Origin of the sequence: Limnobaculum zhutongyuii, from assembly GCF_004295645.1 — a bacterium.
Classification (GTDB): domain Bacteria; phylum Pseudomonadota; class Gammaproteobacteria; order Enterobacterales; family Enterobacteriaceae; genus Limnobaculum; species Limnobaculum zhutongyuii.
Window position 1 is genome coordinate 846,770 of the sequence record NZ_CP034752.1, and the last position, 15,007, is coordinate 861,776.

The 15,007-nt window shown below is 47.3% G+C and carries 11 protein-coding genes and 1 tRNA gene; 5 read left to right on the forward strand and 7 right to left on the reverse strand.

What is annotated here, in order from left to right:
* Positions 1–7: 7 nt before the first annotated feature.
* The 3 genes from fabG to EKN56_RS03415 all read right to left on the reverse strand — a co-directional run bounded on the left by fabG (position 8) and on the right by EKN56_RS03415 (position 3,799).
* Complete coding sequence (fabG, locus tag EKN56_RS03405) at positions 8–739, reverse strand: 3-oxoacyl-ACP reductase FabG (protein ID WP_210405327.1); 732 nt, start codon at positions 737–739, stop codon at positions 8–10.
* Between the two features lie 81 nt (positions 740–820).
* On the reverse strand, positions 821–2,377 hold the full coding sequence (locus tag EKN56_RS03410) for an acyl CoA:acetate/3-ketoacid CoA transferase (RefSeq protein WP_130590524.1): 1,557 nt from the start codon (positions 2,375–2,377) through the stop codon (positions 821–823).
* A 30-nt stretch (positions 2,378–2,407) separates the two neighbouring features.
* A complete protein-coding gene (locus EKN56_RS03415; RefSeq protein ID WP_130590525.1) occupies positions 2,408–3,799 on the reverse strand; it encodes a GntP family permease in 1,392 nt (463 codons plus the stop codon).
* Positions 3,800–4,939: 1,140 nt separating this feature from the next.
* Between EKN56_RS03415 and EKN56_RS03420 the strand changes: the two genes are divergently transcribed.
* From EKN56_RS03420 to EKN56_RS03435, 4 genes are all read left to right on the forward strand, one after another.
* On the forward strand, positions 4,940–5,674 hold the full coding sequence (locus EKN56_RS03420) for a class I SAM-dependent methyltransferase (protein WP_130590526.1): 735 nt from the start codon (positions 4,940–4,942) through the stop codon (positions 5,672–5,674).
* A 161-nt stretch (positions 5,675–5,835) separates the two neighbouring features.
* Positions 5,836–5,909: transfer RNA gene (locus EKN56_RS03425), tRNA-Gly, on the forward strand.
* 380 nt (positions 5,910–6,289) lie between these two features.
* Entirely contained in the window at positions 6,290–9,418 is a 3,129-nt protein-coding gene (locus EKN56_RS03430; protein WP_130590527.1) for an efflux RND transporter permease subunit, read from the forward strand.
* Positions 9,419–10,030 (forward strand): TetR/AcrR family transcriptional regulator, encoded by a 612-nt coding sequence (locus tag EKN56_RS03435; RefSeq protein ID WP_130590528.1) that lies wholly within the window; start codon positions 9,419–9,421, stop codon positions 10,028–10,030.
* A 100-nt stretch (positions 10,031–10,130) separates the two neighbouring features.
* On the opposite strand, the gene mgtU is transcribed toward EKN56_RS03435, so the two are convergent.
* The 4 genes from mgtU to EKN56_RS03450 form a co-directional block, all read right to left on the reverse strand.
* Complete coding sequence (mgtU, locus tag EKN56_RS21595; protein WP_407656546.1) at positions 10,131–10,217, reverse strand: magnesium transporter protection protein MgtU; 87 nt, start codon at positions 10,215–10,217, stop codon at positions 10,131–10,133.
* Between the two features lie 114 nt (positions 10,218–10,331).
* On the reverse strand, positions 10,332–13,064 hold the full coding sequence (gene mgtA, locus EKN56_RS03440) for a magnesium-translocating P-type ATPase (protein ID WP_130590529.1): 2,733 nt from the start codon (positions 13,062–13,064) through the stop codon (positions 10,332–10,334).
* 160 nt (positions 13,065–13,224) lie between these two features.
* A complete protein-coding gene (locus EKN56_RS03445) occupies positions 13,225–13,920 on the reverse strand; it encodes an MgtC family protein (RefSeq protein ID WP_130590530.1) in 696 nt (231 codons plus the stop codon).
* A 342-nt stretch (positions 13,921–14,262) separates the two neighbouring features.
* Positions 14,263–14,523, reverse strand: a complete 261-nt coding sequence (locus EKN56_RS03450) for a hypothetical protein (RefSeq protein WP_210405328.1) — start codon at positions 14,521–14,523, stop codon at positions 14,263–14,265.
* Between the two features lie 101 nt (positions 14,524–14,624).
* On the opposite strand from EKN56_RS03450, the gene EKN56_RS03455 reads away from it, so the two are divergent.
* Positions 14,625–14,942, forward strand: a complete 318-nt coding sequence (locus EKN56_RS03455; RefSeq protein WP_130590532.1) for a DUF3024 domain-containing protein — start codon at positions 14,625–14,627, stop codon at positions 14,940–14,942.
* Positions 14,943–15,007: the final 65 nt, after the last annotated feature.

Here is a 15,007-nt window from a genome sequence, read left to right on the forward strand (position 1 = left end):
AATGCGCTTACAGTGTTAATCCACCGTCAATTTTCAGAACCTGACCGGTAATGAATTTGGCTTTTTCAGACGCCAGGAACAGTACCCCTTCAGCAATATCTTCTGCTGTAGCCATACGGCCAAGTGGGGTTTTATTATTGATGCCTTCCAGCACTTTTTCTGGCAGGTCTTTGGTCATTGGGGTTTCGGTGAAGCCAGGTGCTACGCAGTTGGCACGAATTTGTGCCCCTTTACGGGCGAACTCTTTGGCCCAGCCCTTAGTCATAGCGATAACGCCGCCTTTAGTGGCTGCATAGTTGCTTTGACCAATGTTGCCATCGGTACCCACGATAGAAGACATGGTAATGATGGAGCCTTTGCCGTTTTCGGTCATCAGCGCCACGATGGCCTGAGTCATATTGAAAACGCCTTTCAGGTTGACGTTAAGTACTGCATCCCAATCATCTTCAGTCATTTTACCGATCATGGCATCGCGGGTGATACCGGCGTTGTTAACCAGAACATCGATTTGACCGAACTCGGCTTTGACTGCATCAACAAAAGCGGTAATAGCAGGGCGATCGCACACATTCAGTTTGGCTGGGCGTACATTTGGGTATTGGTTTTCCAGTGATTTTAGCTCTTGCTCATTCATATCAACGGCAAAAATCATTTTGGCTCCGGCTTGTGAAAACTTCTTCACGATTTCCAGACCAATTCCCCGACCTGCACCAGTAACGACACAAATTTTGTTTAACATAACTTTTCTCCAGTTGAGCATAGACGTAAATAATGGGGTTGATTGCCGCGCCGGATGATGAATGGCGCGGCAATACGGGTGTTATTTCAGCGTTAAACCAATAGGGCGGTCGTGGAAAATGGCTTCATCCATGGTTTTCAGATTCGGGCTAATCAGTGGAACGAATTCCATCTTGCCGAGAATGTCTTTTTCCAGATCGATACCCGGTGCGATTTCCGTTAATTCAAGCCCTTGTGGGGTTAAACGGAATACCGCACGCTCGGTGATATACAGCACCGGCTTGTGGTTTTCGTTGGCAGTTTTTGCCGAGAAGGTAATTTGCTGAACTTTGTCGATGAATTTGCTGATATCACCATCTTTATTGATGGTTAACTTGCCGTCACCGACCTGAATATCGAATTTTCCGGCGGTGAAGGTGCCACAAAAGAACACCTCTTTGGCATTTTGGGTAATATTGATAAACCCGCCACAGCCAGGGATCTTGGTACCAAAACGGGACACGTTAAGGTCGCCGGTTTTGTCACATTCCGCCAGTCCAAGGAATGCCTGATCGATACCGCCACCGTCATAGAAGTCAAACTGCTGATCCTGAGTAATGATAGCTTCCGGGTTAGCGGAAGCGCCAAAGCTCAAACCACCGGCCGGAGTGCCGCCAATGGCGCCCGGTTCAACCGTCAGGTTCATTGCTCCGGTCTGTCCTTCTTCATCGGCTACGGCAGAAATGTATTCCGGTAAGCCAATACCCAGATTCATGATGGCTCCGCGCTTCAGTTCCTGAGCGGCACGACGGGCAACCACTTTTTTGGCATCCAGTTTTATCGGCTTAACGTCTTTTTCTACTTTTGGCGTCAGGCGGCAGTAAGCATCATTTTGCTGTTCTGCAAAGGTCTGCATGTGTTCGGCCGGGTTATCAACCACCACCACCATATCCACCAGAATGCCGGGAATGCGTACCTGTTGTGGCTCAAGGGTTCCCGCTTTGACCTTACGTTTTACCTGTACAACGACTTTGCCACCGTTGTTTTTCACCATTTGAGCCGCCGCTAGGTTTTCAACAAACAGGCATTCGTCTTCCATGGTGATATTGCCATTTTCATCCGCAGTGGTACCGCGCAGCAGAGCGACGTTGGCATCTAAACGTTTGTAGAACAGGTACTCTTTATTATGAATGGTGATAACTTCAACCCAATCCTCTTTAGTCGATTGGTTGATCTTTCCACCTTCAATGCGCGGGTCAACAAACGTCCCCAGTCCGACATGGCTGAGTGTGCCCGGTTTACCCGCCGCGGTATCACGCATCAGATGGGCGATGATGCCCTGCGGCAGGTTATAGCCGGTGATTTTTTCTTCATTAGCCAGCTTTTGTAGCTTAGGAATTAAGCCCCAGTGGCCACCGATAACGAAAGAGACCAAACCCTCTTCCGACAGATTGTTTACCGCTCTTTCCGCTGAATCACCCTGACCTGCGGCGAAATAGAGGGACAAATTACGAGGATGCCCCTCCTGCTTAAAGCGAGAACCAACGGCTTTTTCCAGCGCTTCGGGTACTACCGCGCCGATAAAACCACCAAGTACCAGCCTGTCCCCATCCTGAATGGATTGGGCAAACTCATCCAGAGATACAAATTGAGCAGCCATTTTTATACTTCCTTAGCTATCAGCTAAAAATCAAACCAATCCGGTCATGTAGTAAACGCCGATGATCACAAACACTGCGAGGGTCTTAATGCAGGTCACGGCAAAAATATCTTTATAGGAGTCTTTATGGGTTAAACCGGTAACGGCTAACAGGGTAATAACCGCGCCGTTGTGAGGTAGGGTATCCATACCACCACTGGCCATTGCGACTACGCGGTGTAGTACTTCAGGGCTGATTCCAGCGGCCTGAGTAGCGGCTAATAGTTGGTCACCCATGGCGGCCAGAGCAATACTCATACCACCGGAGGCTGAGCCGGTAACGCCTGCCAGTGAAGTTACGGTGACTGCGGCATTGACTAATGGGTTAGGAATACTGGTTAACGCATCACGAATAATCATAAAGCCAGGCAGTGCGGCAATAACGGCACCGAAGCCATATTCAGAGGCGGTGTTAACCGATGCCAGCATGGCGCCACCGATGGCGACTTTAGTTCCTTCGGCGAAGTTCTTACGTACCACATTAAACGCAGTGCAAAGAACGAAAAGGATACCTAACAGCAGTGCTGCTTCTACCGCCCAAATACCAACAATGGAAGGAACTTTAGTGACCAGGGGGTCTTTCAAACCGGGCAGTGAGACGATATGTTCCGCGCCATACCATTTTGGTATCAGCTTGGTGAAGGCCATATTGGCTACGCCAATCAGGATCAGCGGTGTAATAGCCAACCATGGTGAAGGTAAATCGCTGGTATCCACCGGTGCAGGTTCATTGACCAGGTTGGTTCCATAACCTTCGCCTTTGCGAATGGCACTGCGTAAACGCCAGTTCAGATAAGCCATACCCACACAGAAGACGAATACCGCACCAATACAGCCCAGGATTGGTGCTGCTAAGGTAGTGGTACCAAAGAAGGTGGTAGGAATAATATTCTGAATTTGTGGGGTACCGGGTAGGGCATCCATCGTAAATGAGAATGCCCCCAGAGCAACGGCACCGGGGATTAATCGTTTGGGTAGATTCCCTTGTCGGAACATTTCCGCGGCAAACGGATAAACGGCAAATACCACCACAAACAGTGATACACCACCGTAGGTCAGCAGAGCACAAACGATCACGATAACCATAATGGCACGTTCACGTCCGATCCATTTGATGACGGCGGCAACAATTGATTTAGAAAATCCGGAGAGTTCAATCACCTTACCGAAAACGGCACCCAGCAGGAATACCGGGAAGTAGAGTTTAATAAAGCCGACCATCTTATCCATAAACAATCCGGAGAAGACTGGGGCAACGGCGGCAGGTTGGGTGAGAAGAACGGCCCCGAGAGCAGCGATGGGTGCCATCAGAATAACGCTATATCCGCGATAGGCTGCGAACATTAGAAAACACAGGGCACCGAGAACAATGATGAAATCCATCGTTAAGTTACTCCTAAGGTTTAGTGCGGTTAGAAGATGTTTCTATTTTTTAGTTTTTTATTTATATGCTCAGGATCCTATTTTCCTGATGTTTGAATTGACTTTTTCCAACGAATAATTAGCAGGAAAATATTTTATTTATGGGTTTTTTATGACTATAAAAACGAACGGTTTTAAATAGTCTGTGGCTGCGGATAATAGTCATCAAAGTGGATGGCGTAAATATAAAAGAATCTTAGTCATGCTATTTTGGCTAATTGTTAAATTTAACAATTTAATCATATATCAATGAAAAATAATGAATTATGTTAATTCGATTTTATGCTGAATCGTTTTTATTTGCATTTTTAGAAAATCATATTTGCAGAAATGAAATTAGAATCTAACCAATTTATATCCCTACTTTTATAATGGTAACGTGGTGGATTTATTTATTAATAGAATTGGTATTACCAATTAACAATAAGGGTTATTTTATTATTTGATAGGGTTCACATTATTTTGTTGTTTTAAATGATGAATGAAAGTTTAAATGTTTTTTAAATAAATTTAAGGTGGTTAATGTGGTTTTTTTGTATTTATTTTTTGTATTTATTAGGGGGGATATAAGGGGCGTTAGGTTTGGGAAATGATTAAGTTTTGAGTCAGTTTCGTCCGCAAATAGTGCGGTGTTTTACCTGATTGCTCTACCGCGCCTTCGCACATGAATTCAGGTCGCCTGACATAAGTTTCGCCGCTTTTAGCTCGGTGTTTATTTCGGCAGCGGTGTTTGCGTCGAGCAAAGGGGCGTTGGGGCGAACGCCCCTCTGCACTCCCCGCGCCTGCGCAGCCGACTGTTGACCGCCGCGTTGCGGCGGCAACCTCAGTCAGCAAAAAAAAATGACGCACCGGCGCAGAGCCGCTCCCGACGTCGCTGCGCCTCGACCCGCATCCTTGCGGGTCGTGCTATTTTTTTGCTTCCTTCGGCAACATTCGGATGCTTTAACCTGAAGGGCAAAGGGCAAAGGGCAAAGGGCAAAGGGCAAAGGGCAAAGGGCGAAGGGCGAAGGGCTGGGGATAGGTGCTAACATTCACTTTTTGGGGGCTACGGCGTAGACTTGGTCCTCATTATTGCTTAGCTATGCCAATGCGGAGAATTTTATGGCACAGAATATTTATGACGATCAGACTTTCTTTGATGGTTATGCTCAGCTTAGTCGTTCTGTTGATGGTTTGGATGGTGCGCCGGAATGGCCAGCTATCGTTAGTATGTTGCCGGATATGCAAGGGTTTCGCGTGGCGGATCTTGGCTGCGGTTATGGCTGGTTTTGTCGGAATGCGCGTGAGCGAGGTGCAAGCCAGGTATTAGGGGTGGATCTGTCTGAGAAGATGTTGAATAAAGCCAGAGAGATGACAGACGATCCGGCGATTAGCTATCAATCTGGTGATTTAGAGACGCTACAGTTGGCAGAGAATGGTTATGATTTGGTGTATAGCTCACTGGCACTGCACTATATTGAAAACTTGCCGGCGCTATTCAATACCATCTATCAATCGTTAGTGCCCGGTGGCTATCTGGTGTTTTCTGCTGAGCATCCAATCTATACCGCACCGAAACATCCCGGTTGGCTGGTTGATGGTGACGGGCAAAAATCATGGCCGGTAAATAGTTATCAGGCAGAAGGGCAGCGGATAACTAACTGGATAGCGGAAGGGATCGTGAAACAACACCGCATGTTGGGTACCTATCTGAATATGCTGATTAAGCAAGGGTTTGTGATTACTCACTTAAATGAATGGGGTCCAACAGCTCAACAGATAGCCGATATCCCCGCGTTAGATGAAGAAAAAGAACGACCAATGATCTTTTTGCTGTCGGCGAAAAAACCATTGTAGTAGCCATAAAATAGGGTGAAGTTTAAACCTCGCTGAGCCTTCGTTTTTTCTGATGCGAAGTCATTTTGATAGTGGGTGCCAACAGACTCGTTTTATTGGTAAATATTGCTTTTGTCCGTGGTGATTTGCGGTTTATAATCGCCCGGCAGTGATTTCTCCCTGCGGGTGTAGTTCAATGGTAGAACGAGAGCTTCCCAAGCTCTATACGAGAGTTCGATTCTCTTCACCCGCTCCAAACTCAGCTTTCCTCATTCTATCCGTCAATTAAAACCTAACATCTCTTCGTTGATGGGGATTATGTGATTCTGCATGTGGCAGTCACCAATTGCCAGCAAGCAGTAACCCGAGTGATTGGTGATATTTTCCTGCACGATAAATAACATAAAATTGTTGAACATTGAGAGATTAACCCGGCTGCGCTCTGGCAATCAGCCAACAATAATGGAATATTTTTGGTTATGAATCTTTCTATATTATTTGCTGATTTTAATCATATTTCATTAAACCACACCTTGCTTATCACACTTATCTGACCGGTGTTTTCGGTATTTAACATTTGTTTAAATAGATTATTTACTTTACTGTTAAGTAAATAATATATTTCTGGAGCATCCTATGCTGGCTAGATTTTTTGTTGATAGACCGGTCTTCGCTGCGGTAATAGCCATTTGCATTATGGCGGCGGGGTTGCTGACGCTGTTTACACAATCAGTAGAGCAATATCCGGATATTGCTCCTCCAGGGGTAAATATCACTGCAAACTACCCAGGTGCTTCAGCCAAAACCGTTGAAGACAGCGTTACTCAGGTGATTGAACAGCAAATTAAAGGCATCGATGGTCTTCTCTACTTCTCTTCCAGTAGCAGCTCAGCCGGTCAGGCGCGTATAAGTTTGAGTTTTGCGCAGGACACCAATCCCGATATTGCTCAAGTCCAAGTGCAGAATGCGGTTAATCAGGCGATTACGCGTCTACCGCAGGAAGTTCAACAACAAGGTATCACCGTAACCAAGTCTCAGGGTGACAGTCTGATGATCGTGGCACTCTATGACCCTTCCCGACAGCTAAGCAATATTGATATCAATGACTTTTTGATTAGTAATTTGCAGGATCCCCTTAGCCGGGTCGATGGTGTGGGGGAAACCACCGTGTTTGGTGCGCAATATGCGATGCGCATATGGTTAGATCCTTATAAGTTAAACAGCTTCGGATTGATGCCCTCGGATATACAAAGTGCGATTGAAGCGCAAAATGCACAGGTTACCAGTGGTGAAATTGGTTCCCAGCCCGCGCCACCGGATCAGTATCTGAATGCCATTGTCACGGTACAGTCACGCCTTGAAACGCCAGAACAATTTGAGAATATCCTGCTTCGTACAAATAGCGACGGTTCGACCGTCTATCTACGGGATGTAGCAAGGGTTGAGATTGGCGCTGAAAACTATCAGAACCTGACCACACTGAATGGTTATCCGGCCGCAGGGATCTCCATTCAACTGGCATCGGGAGCGAATGCATTAGCGACGGCTGAAAATGTACGTACTGAAATAGAACGCCTGACACCACAGTTTCCACCGGGGGTGATTGCCGCTTATCCCAAGGATAGTACGCCATTCGTACTCGTATCGATTGAAGGTGTTATTCATACCCTGATTGAAGCCATTCTGCTGGTGGTTGCTGTTATGTTCCTGTTCTTACAAAACTGGCGGGCAACGCTGATCCCGGCCATCACAGTTCCCGTTGTGATGCTGGGGGCTTTTGGCATATCGAGTCTGCTGGGTTACAACATCAATACGTTGACACTTTTTGCCATGGTATTGGCCATCGGGCTGCTGGTAGACGATACCATTGTTGTGGTCGAAAACGTTGAGCGCATAATGGCTACGGAAAAATGCAGCCCGGTAGAGGCGACATTACGTTCGATGGGAGAAATTACCAGCGCACTGGTTGGTATTGCACTGGTGCTTTCCGCTGTGTTCATACCGATGGTTTTTTTTGGTGGCTCTGTCGGTATTATTTACCGGCAATTCACTGTGACGATCGTGTCTTCAATGATGTTATCTGCTCTGGTTGCGTTAACGCTGACCCCGCCACTTTGCGCATATCTGCTTAAAGCCGTTCCGCATCAACAAGGTCGCTTTTTTACGTGGTTGAATCAGGGGATTGAGAAAAACCAGATTGCCTACCTCAACCTGTTGCAACGCAGCATAACCCGACCAATCCGCCTGTACATCCTCGCATTCATTCTGGTTTTATTCACGGTAGGGGTTTATTTGAAACTACCGACCAGCTTTTTACCGGAAGAGGATCAGGGGTCGGTAATGGTTCAGTTTGCTCTGCCTGTTGGTTCGCCAATCACGCAGACTCAGGCGGTAGGCGATGAAATAACGCAATATTTTCTTAAAGAAGAAAAAGAGAACCTGAATGTCATCTTTATGGTCACCGGACGCAACAACGCCGGAAGCGGACAAAATGTTGGCATGGCTTTCGCTGAGCTAAAACACTGGGATAAACGTAGTGGTAAACACAATAGTGCACAGTCCATTATCTCGCGCGCTAACCAGCATTTTAAAAGCCATCTGTTGGCATCCATCAATATAACAGCACCACCAACGGTACGCGGGCTCGGCCAGTCGAGTGGTTTTGAAGTATGGTTACAGGATCAGGACGCTAACGGTTATGACGCGCTGCTATACACACAACGCCAGGTTCTTAATCTTGCGGCAAACAATGCCAGTCTTGCCGCTGTCCGAATCAACAGCCTTGATGAAAAAGCTCAACTCAGGGTCGAGATTAACAGACAAAAAGCACAGGCTCAGGGGCTTGAACAGATAGATATCAATAGTACATTGTCCGCCGCCTGGGGAGGCATCTATATTAACGATTTTATCGATCGGGGGCGGGTAAAACGGGTTTATATGCAAAGCGATGTCGACTGGCGTACCTCGCCAGAGGATATTTCTGCCTGGCACGTACGGGGAAGTAACGATTTGATGTCCTCCTTTGACAGTTTTAGTACCCTGCACTGGACAACCGGCCCCCAGATGCTGCAACGATTTAATGGACTCTCTTCCGTCCAGTTTCAGAGTAATGCGGCTGAGGGGATAAGTTCAGGTTCTGCGATGGATGCAATAGAGGAGGTTATAACGAAGTTTGATGGTTTTGGGCTCCAGTGGAGTGGTTTGTCGTATCAGGAACAATCATCGTCAGGACAAACCCTGTGGATCTACCTTGCGACCAGCGCCTTTATTTTCCTGTGTCTGGCTGCGCTGTATGAAAGTTGGGCCATTCCACTGGCGGTATTGTTCATCATTCCACTTGCCATTTCTGGTGCTGTCTTCGCTACCGGGATCACCGGATTGACCAATGACATCTATTTTCAGGTTGGCATGCTGACAACAATGGGATTATCCGCCAAGAATGCCATTCTGATCGTTGAATTCGCGCAAGCACAATACCAGAGTGGTAAAGAGGTTATCGCAGCGACGCTGGAAGGCGCCAGTTTACGCTTACGGCCTATTATGATGACATCATTGGCATTTGTTGCCGGGGTGATTCCTCTGGTACTCTCCACAGGAGCAGGGGCATCAAGCCGCCAGGAAATTGGCGTTGCCGTTATCGGCGGTATGCTTTCAGGAACATTATTAACTCTGCTGTTTGTTCCGCTGTTCTTTATTGTTATTCGCAGAGGAATAGAGAGAATGGCTAATGCCCCGGTATTGATAGAGAGTGAAAAGGAAAAATAAATGAATAAACCACAAGGTCGCCCGATGAAAGCCCGCCCGCGTATTCTTGAGGCGGCGCGCGACGTTTTCCTTGAACACGGTGTGGATGTTTCTCTTCATCTTATTGCGGAAAAGGCCAGGACAACCAGACCAACACTTTACAGTCATTTCCCGGGGGGAAAGGATCAGTTATTGGTTGAAACCTTTAGTTTTCTGAACGATCGGCTTCAGCCACCTCTGCAGCAGTTGCTTAATGATAAACAACAGGATTTACCGGCATTACTACTTGGGATCGCCAGGATGATACAGGCTTATTTTTTCTCACCGGCAAATATTCACTTTCAACGGCTGCTTATTCAGGTTTTGGTTCAACGTCCGGAAATCTTTTCCAACCTTGCACAGCGGCCCACTGGCCGGATCCGCGATACGCTTGCACAGGTTTTGGCTCAGTTCAACGCTGAAGGTAAAATTCAGTTGGACGACCCCAATTTGCAATCAACCGCGTTTCTTGGCGCCATCATGGGCTATGCTTTTCCTGCCGCGCTTATTGGTGAGGTTCCGGTAGATCAGGTCTGGCTGGATAAGCTGGCCCTATCTGCGGTAGAGACTTTTCTCAGAGCGTGGCAATATTAATTCCACTTGATGGGGCAGGGGATGGCAGGAAGAACGGCTAACACTATTTCCCGGTACAGATCATTGATAAGGCTTCGCCTGTTAGCGAAGCCTCAGTAAACTACCTTATCCAGATGGTCAGTAGAATGATGATCACTGCGATGATCACCATGTGTAGAAAGACCTTTTCAAACCATTTTTTTCGCATGTTTCACCTCGTCAGATAACGATTTGCCGGATGACCAACAGCAGGCGAACAGTAAAAAGGTCGGCGAGATGACTGCTTCGGGGATCGTTTCATTTTTGCTTCTCCTGTTCGTCATCAGAACCACTGACCAAAGCGTTTGATGTAGATACGTTTCATACCCTGAGCGACCAGGCAGTAGCTCAGCAGGGTTGCCACCAGCCATGGGAAGTAGCTCATCGGCAGCGGTTCCAGCCCAACCATCGCACCGAGTGGTGAGAAAGGAATGTAGATACCCATTGCCATGATCAGTGCGGTGGTCAGCAGTACCGGCAAGGTGGCACGGCTTTGAATAAAGGGTATCTTCTGAGTTCTTAGCATATGGACTACCAGCGTTTGTGATAGTAATCCTTCAATAAACCAGCCAGACTGAAACAGTGCCTGAGCTTCGACGCTGTTGGCCGCAAAGACGTACCACATCAATGCAAAAGTGCTGATATCGAAGATGGAAGAGGTTGGGCCAATCCATAACATAAAGCGGCCAATATTTTTGGCGTCCCACTTCCGGGGTTTACGCAGAAACTCTTTGTCCATCTTGTCCCATGGCAGAGAGAGTTGGGAGATGTCATACATCAGGTTTTGGATCAACAGATGGATCGCCAGCATCGGCAGGAACGGGATGAATGCACTGGCTACCAATACCGAAAAGACATTGCCGAAATTAGAGCTGGCGGTCATGTTCAGGTACTTAATGATATTGCCGAAAGTCTCACGCCCCTTAATAACGCCTTCTTCAAGCACCATCAGATCTTTTTCCAGCAGGATAATATCGGAGGACTCTTTAGCGATATCAGCGGCGCTATCGACAGAAATTCCCACGTCCGCATCTCGCAGTCCGGGAGCGTCGTTAATACCATCGCCGAGGAAGCCGACGGTATGACCGTTTTTCTGTAATGTCTTCAGGATGCGAGACTTTTGCAGCGGCGTCAGTTTGGCAAACACTGCGCGTTTTTCTACCTCTTGTTCCAGTTGACTGTCTGACATTGACTCAATCTGAGTACCGGTAAGAATGTCATGTGCATCAATGCCCACTTCCAGACAAATACGCGCCGTCACTATTGGGTTATCTCCGGTCAGCACTTTCACCGCGACCCCGTTATCACGTAATGCGGTAATGGCTTTCCCGGCACTCTCTTTGGGTGGATCGAGAAACGTCAGCATCCCTTCAATCGTTAGATCCTGTTCATCGGTAGTGCTCAGTGGCAGATTCAGGGCTGCATCATCCAGCTTGCGGGTTGCTACCAGCAGCACGCGGAAACCATTGGCGTTGTATTCCTCTGTTTTTGCCAACAGCTGCTGGCGACGGGTTTCATCCAGCTCAACGACGTTGTCGCCTTCGCGCAGATGAGTCGCCACCATCAACATCTCTTCTACCGCCCCTTTACTGATCAGGATCTGATCGCCGTGGTGAACATCTTCCACAGAAACTGACACACGACGGCGTACAAAGTCGAACGGCAGTTCATCAAGTTTCACGAAGCGTTCTTTCACCGATGGCGTAACGCGTCCCTCTCCGAAGCGGAGTACGGCTCTGTCCATCAGGTTACGTGCACCGCTCTGACTACTGCTGTTCAGCCAGGCCAGCGTAAGTACCCGATCGCTTTCCACACCGTTCACGTCGAGATGATGTTCAAGAATGATGTTGTCCTGAGTTAAGGTACCCGTTTTATCGGTACAGAGGACGTCCATGGCACCAAAGTTTTGAATTGCGTTCAGACGCTTGACGATCACTTTGCGCCGCGACATGGCGATAGCCCCTTTTGCCAGATTGGAACTGACAATCATCGGCAGCATTTCTGGCGTCAGCCCTACCGCCACCGCCAGCGCGAACAGTGAAGCTTCAACCCAGTCACCTTTGCTGAATCCATTGATCAGCAAAACAATGGGCACCATGACCAGCATAAAGCGAATCAACAGCCAACTGACGCTATTCACGCCACGATCGAACGCTGTCTGGGTACGAGTGCCAACGATGGATTTCGCCAACGAGCCGAACCAGGTGCGGTTGCCGGTTGCGACCACGACCGCCTGTGCTCTGCCACTGGTTACGTTAGTCCCCATCAGGCAAATATTACCCATCTCCAGCAGGCTTTTATCCTTATTCGGTGTTGGCAGCTGTTCACAGTTTTTTCCGGATACGTTGGCTATTACGTCATACTTCTCAACCGGCAAAGATTCTCTACTCAGAATCGATTGGCTGACGAACAGATCGCGTGATTCCAGTAGCCGAACATCTGCCGGAACCAGATCGCCTGCGGTGAGAAAAATCACATCACCCGGCACCAGTTGTTCAATGGGAATCTCTTTCTGTGCCGGATGCATATTGTCCGGTTCACGGCGCAGCACGGTCGCAGTCGTGCGTACCATTGATTTCAACGCATGCGCTGCTTTGTTAGTGCGAAATTCCTGCCAGAAACGCAATAACCCGCTCAGGCTGACCATCGTTAATATAATGATAATTCCGGTCAGATCGGTCTCTTCACCATGACGTAACGGTAGCCAGTAATCAGTGATGGTACTGACGGCGGCCAGCGCCATCAGTACATAGATAAACGGGTTATTGAATGCCTGCAGGAGCTGAATCAACGCCGGAGGCGCCTTTTCATGGGCCACCTCATTACGGCCGTACTCTTCCAGCCGGTTAAGGGCTTCTTCTGTCGTTAACCCCTGACGACTGCTGTTGAGCCTGTCCAGTGTGTGCTCCGGGCTGTGGAAAGCCTCGATTTCAATTGGAAAGCTCTTCTTATGCTGCTTATCATTTTCTGACGCAGACCGGTTTAATTTCCGGTTTTCAATTTTCATGTCAGTCATGATCTATCCTCAAATTTAAGACGTAGTTATCCCTGCACAGAAATATCTATGCATCATTCATTTCTCACGCTATAGAGCGGGTATTACTTTATATGTATGGGAATATCCATCATTCCCTCCTTAGATGAGCTTTCGCATCGTATTGAATAGTAAGGGGGAGTTAACCCCCTTCGGCACTCCAGCGAACCGCAGTAATATTCTCGTGTCCGCCGATTCTGGACATGATGATATCCAGTGTTTTTCGATAATCCGCTCCGCTAATCAGCTCGGCGCGAATTTCTTTTTGGCCCTGCTCCTGTGCAGAAACAGAACCGAGTCCTTGCAGGCTGAGCGCCAGTTCTTTCGCTATATTCAGCACCAACTGGCGAACGGCATTCTCATGGTGGTTATTACAGGTTATTTTCAGAACATAACGTTTTTCTTCTTCTGTGGCGCCAGGGATCTGATTAATCCGCTGTGCCGCCTCGCGCAGCAATATATTGGCGCAAAGGATAATCAGCGTTGCCGCCGCTGCATTCCAGAACTGTCCCAGACCACATAACACGCCAATACCCGCAGAGCACCACAATGTCGCAGCGGTATTCAGACCGCGGACATTCATGCCTTCACGCATGATGACACCCGCGCCAAGAAAGCCAATTCCGGAGACGATTTGTGCCGCGATACGACCCGGACTGTCGGGCGATGTGGATATTGAACTCAGAATAAAAACCGCTGCACCGGTGGCTACCAGTGCATTGGTGCGAAGGCCAGCCATACGCTGGCGCCACTGTCTTTCTGCGCCAATCAGCGCACCCAGCAGCATTGCTGCAAGCAAATTTGAGATATAAGGAAACATCAACATACGTTCCTCCATTTTTGCCGGAAGAATTAAGTACGTGCTTTATTTAGCACACGACAATATTGTCGCCCGAAAGAGCGATTAACGTCGTGTTGACGGTGGAGGGAATAATGAATTTTTAAACATGAACATGACGACTGACCTCGCGATAATACGCGTTTGTAACATTTTGGGATGCAATCGTCAGTATGAGGAGATTGCTGCCCGCCGTTTTGGCAAGCAGCGCAGGAATAAATGCGTTAGCTTGCCGTTATATTTAAGTAAGGGTGACTGTCCAACGTATTATTACTCCTGTGTAAATTTGCGCTTATTATAATCAGAAAATAAGTTGAGTAAAGTTAAAAGTAATGTGTGTTTTTATTTTTCATTATCTTCTGTATCCGAAAAGGTGCTCAGGTAATGAAGGTATTCCTGCCAGACGAATTCAGGGTCGATGTCATCATAGCCTCGTTTTTCAGCCATCATGGCGTTGCTTCCGGCAGGGAGAGCGATGCATACTGCTTTATCCCGAATGGCCTCTACTTCGCTTTGTGTCAGCGGTTCACCCTTGTTATTTTGGGCATTAATCAATAACACGATCAATGGCGGCATAAATACCAGCTCTAAACTTTCTTCCATAATCTTTATCCTTTTTAATTTTCTATCGATAAATGAATAATATCAGTAGTAGAATGAAATTTCCTGAATGATATACAGGCGTTTACCGGGATGAGGTGATAATGGATTTCAGGGAAAAGAAAAGTATTATTGAACGGTATGTTAAAGCGTGGGTTCCTGATAAAGAGTTTCACTCAATTTTCAATTTAAAGTATGAGATTGAAGATGAAGTAATCATTATTTATCAAACCGGCACTTGCTGTCTGGAAAAATCATCCATTCCAATAATAAAAGCAGAGTTTAATCAATTGGCATGCTGTTGGTATCTCTATTGGTTTAACTTAGATCATTGGGTATTGTACCATTGTGCTCCCCTGAACACGCTTGATGAAGCACTCAGGGCTGTTGATGAAGATGATCAAAGCTATTTTTTTGGTTAGGTATTCACCGTAATGACATTAAATAAAACATGTTTTTGGGATATTTACAGCGGTAGCCGGTAATC

What these genes read in the sequence shown, in the direction of transcription:
- EKN56_RS03430 (WP_130590527.1), top strand. Translation starts at nt 6,290, where the DNA reads ATGCTGGCTAGATTTTTTGTTGATAGACCGGTCTTCGCTGCGGTAATA.
- EKN56_RS03415 (WP_130590525.1), bottom strand. Translation starts at nt 3,799, where the DNA reads ATGGATTTCATCATTGTTCTCGGTGCCCTGTGTTTTCTAATGTTCGCA.
- EKN56_RS03410 (WP_130590524.1), bottom strand. Translation starts at nt 2,377, where the DNA reads ATGGCTGCTCAATTTGTATCTCTGGATGAGTTTGCCCAATCCATTCAG.
- mgtA (WP_130590529.1), bottom strand. Translation starts at nt 13,064, where the DNA reads ATGACTGACATGAAAATTGAAAACCGGAAATTAAACCGGTCTGCGTCA.
- EKN56_RS03420 (WP_130590526.1), top strand. Translation starts at nt 4,940, where the DNA reads ATGGCACAGAATATTTATGACGATCAGACTTTCTTTGATGGTTATGCT.
- EKN56_RS03435 (WP_130590528.1), top strand. Translation starts at nt 9,419, where the DNA reads ATGAATAAACCACAAGGTCGCCCGATGAAAGCCCGCCCGCGTATTCTT.
- mgtU (WP_407656546.1), bottom strand. Translation starts at nt 10,217, where the DNA reads ATGCGAAAAAAATGGTTTGAAAAGGTCTTTCTACACATGGTGATCATC.
- EKN56_RS03450 (WP_210405328.1), bottom strand. Translation starts at nt 14,523, where the DNA reads ATGGAAGAAAGTTTAGAGCTGGTATTTATGCCGCCATTGATCGTGTTA.
- fabG (WP_210405327.1), bottom strand. Translation starts at nt 739, where the DNA reads ATGTTAAACAAAATTTGTGTCGTTACTGGTGCAGGTCGGGGAATTGGT.
- EKN56_RS03445 (WP_130590530.1), bottom strand. Translation starts at nt 13,920, where the DNA reads ATGGAGGAACGTATGTTGATGTTTCCTTATATCTCAAATTTGCTTGCA.
- EKN56_RS03455 (WP_130590532.1), top strand. Translation starts at nt 14,625, where the DNA reads ATGGATTTCAGGGAAAAGAAAAGTATTATTGAACGGTATGTTAAAGCG.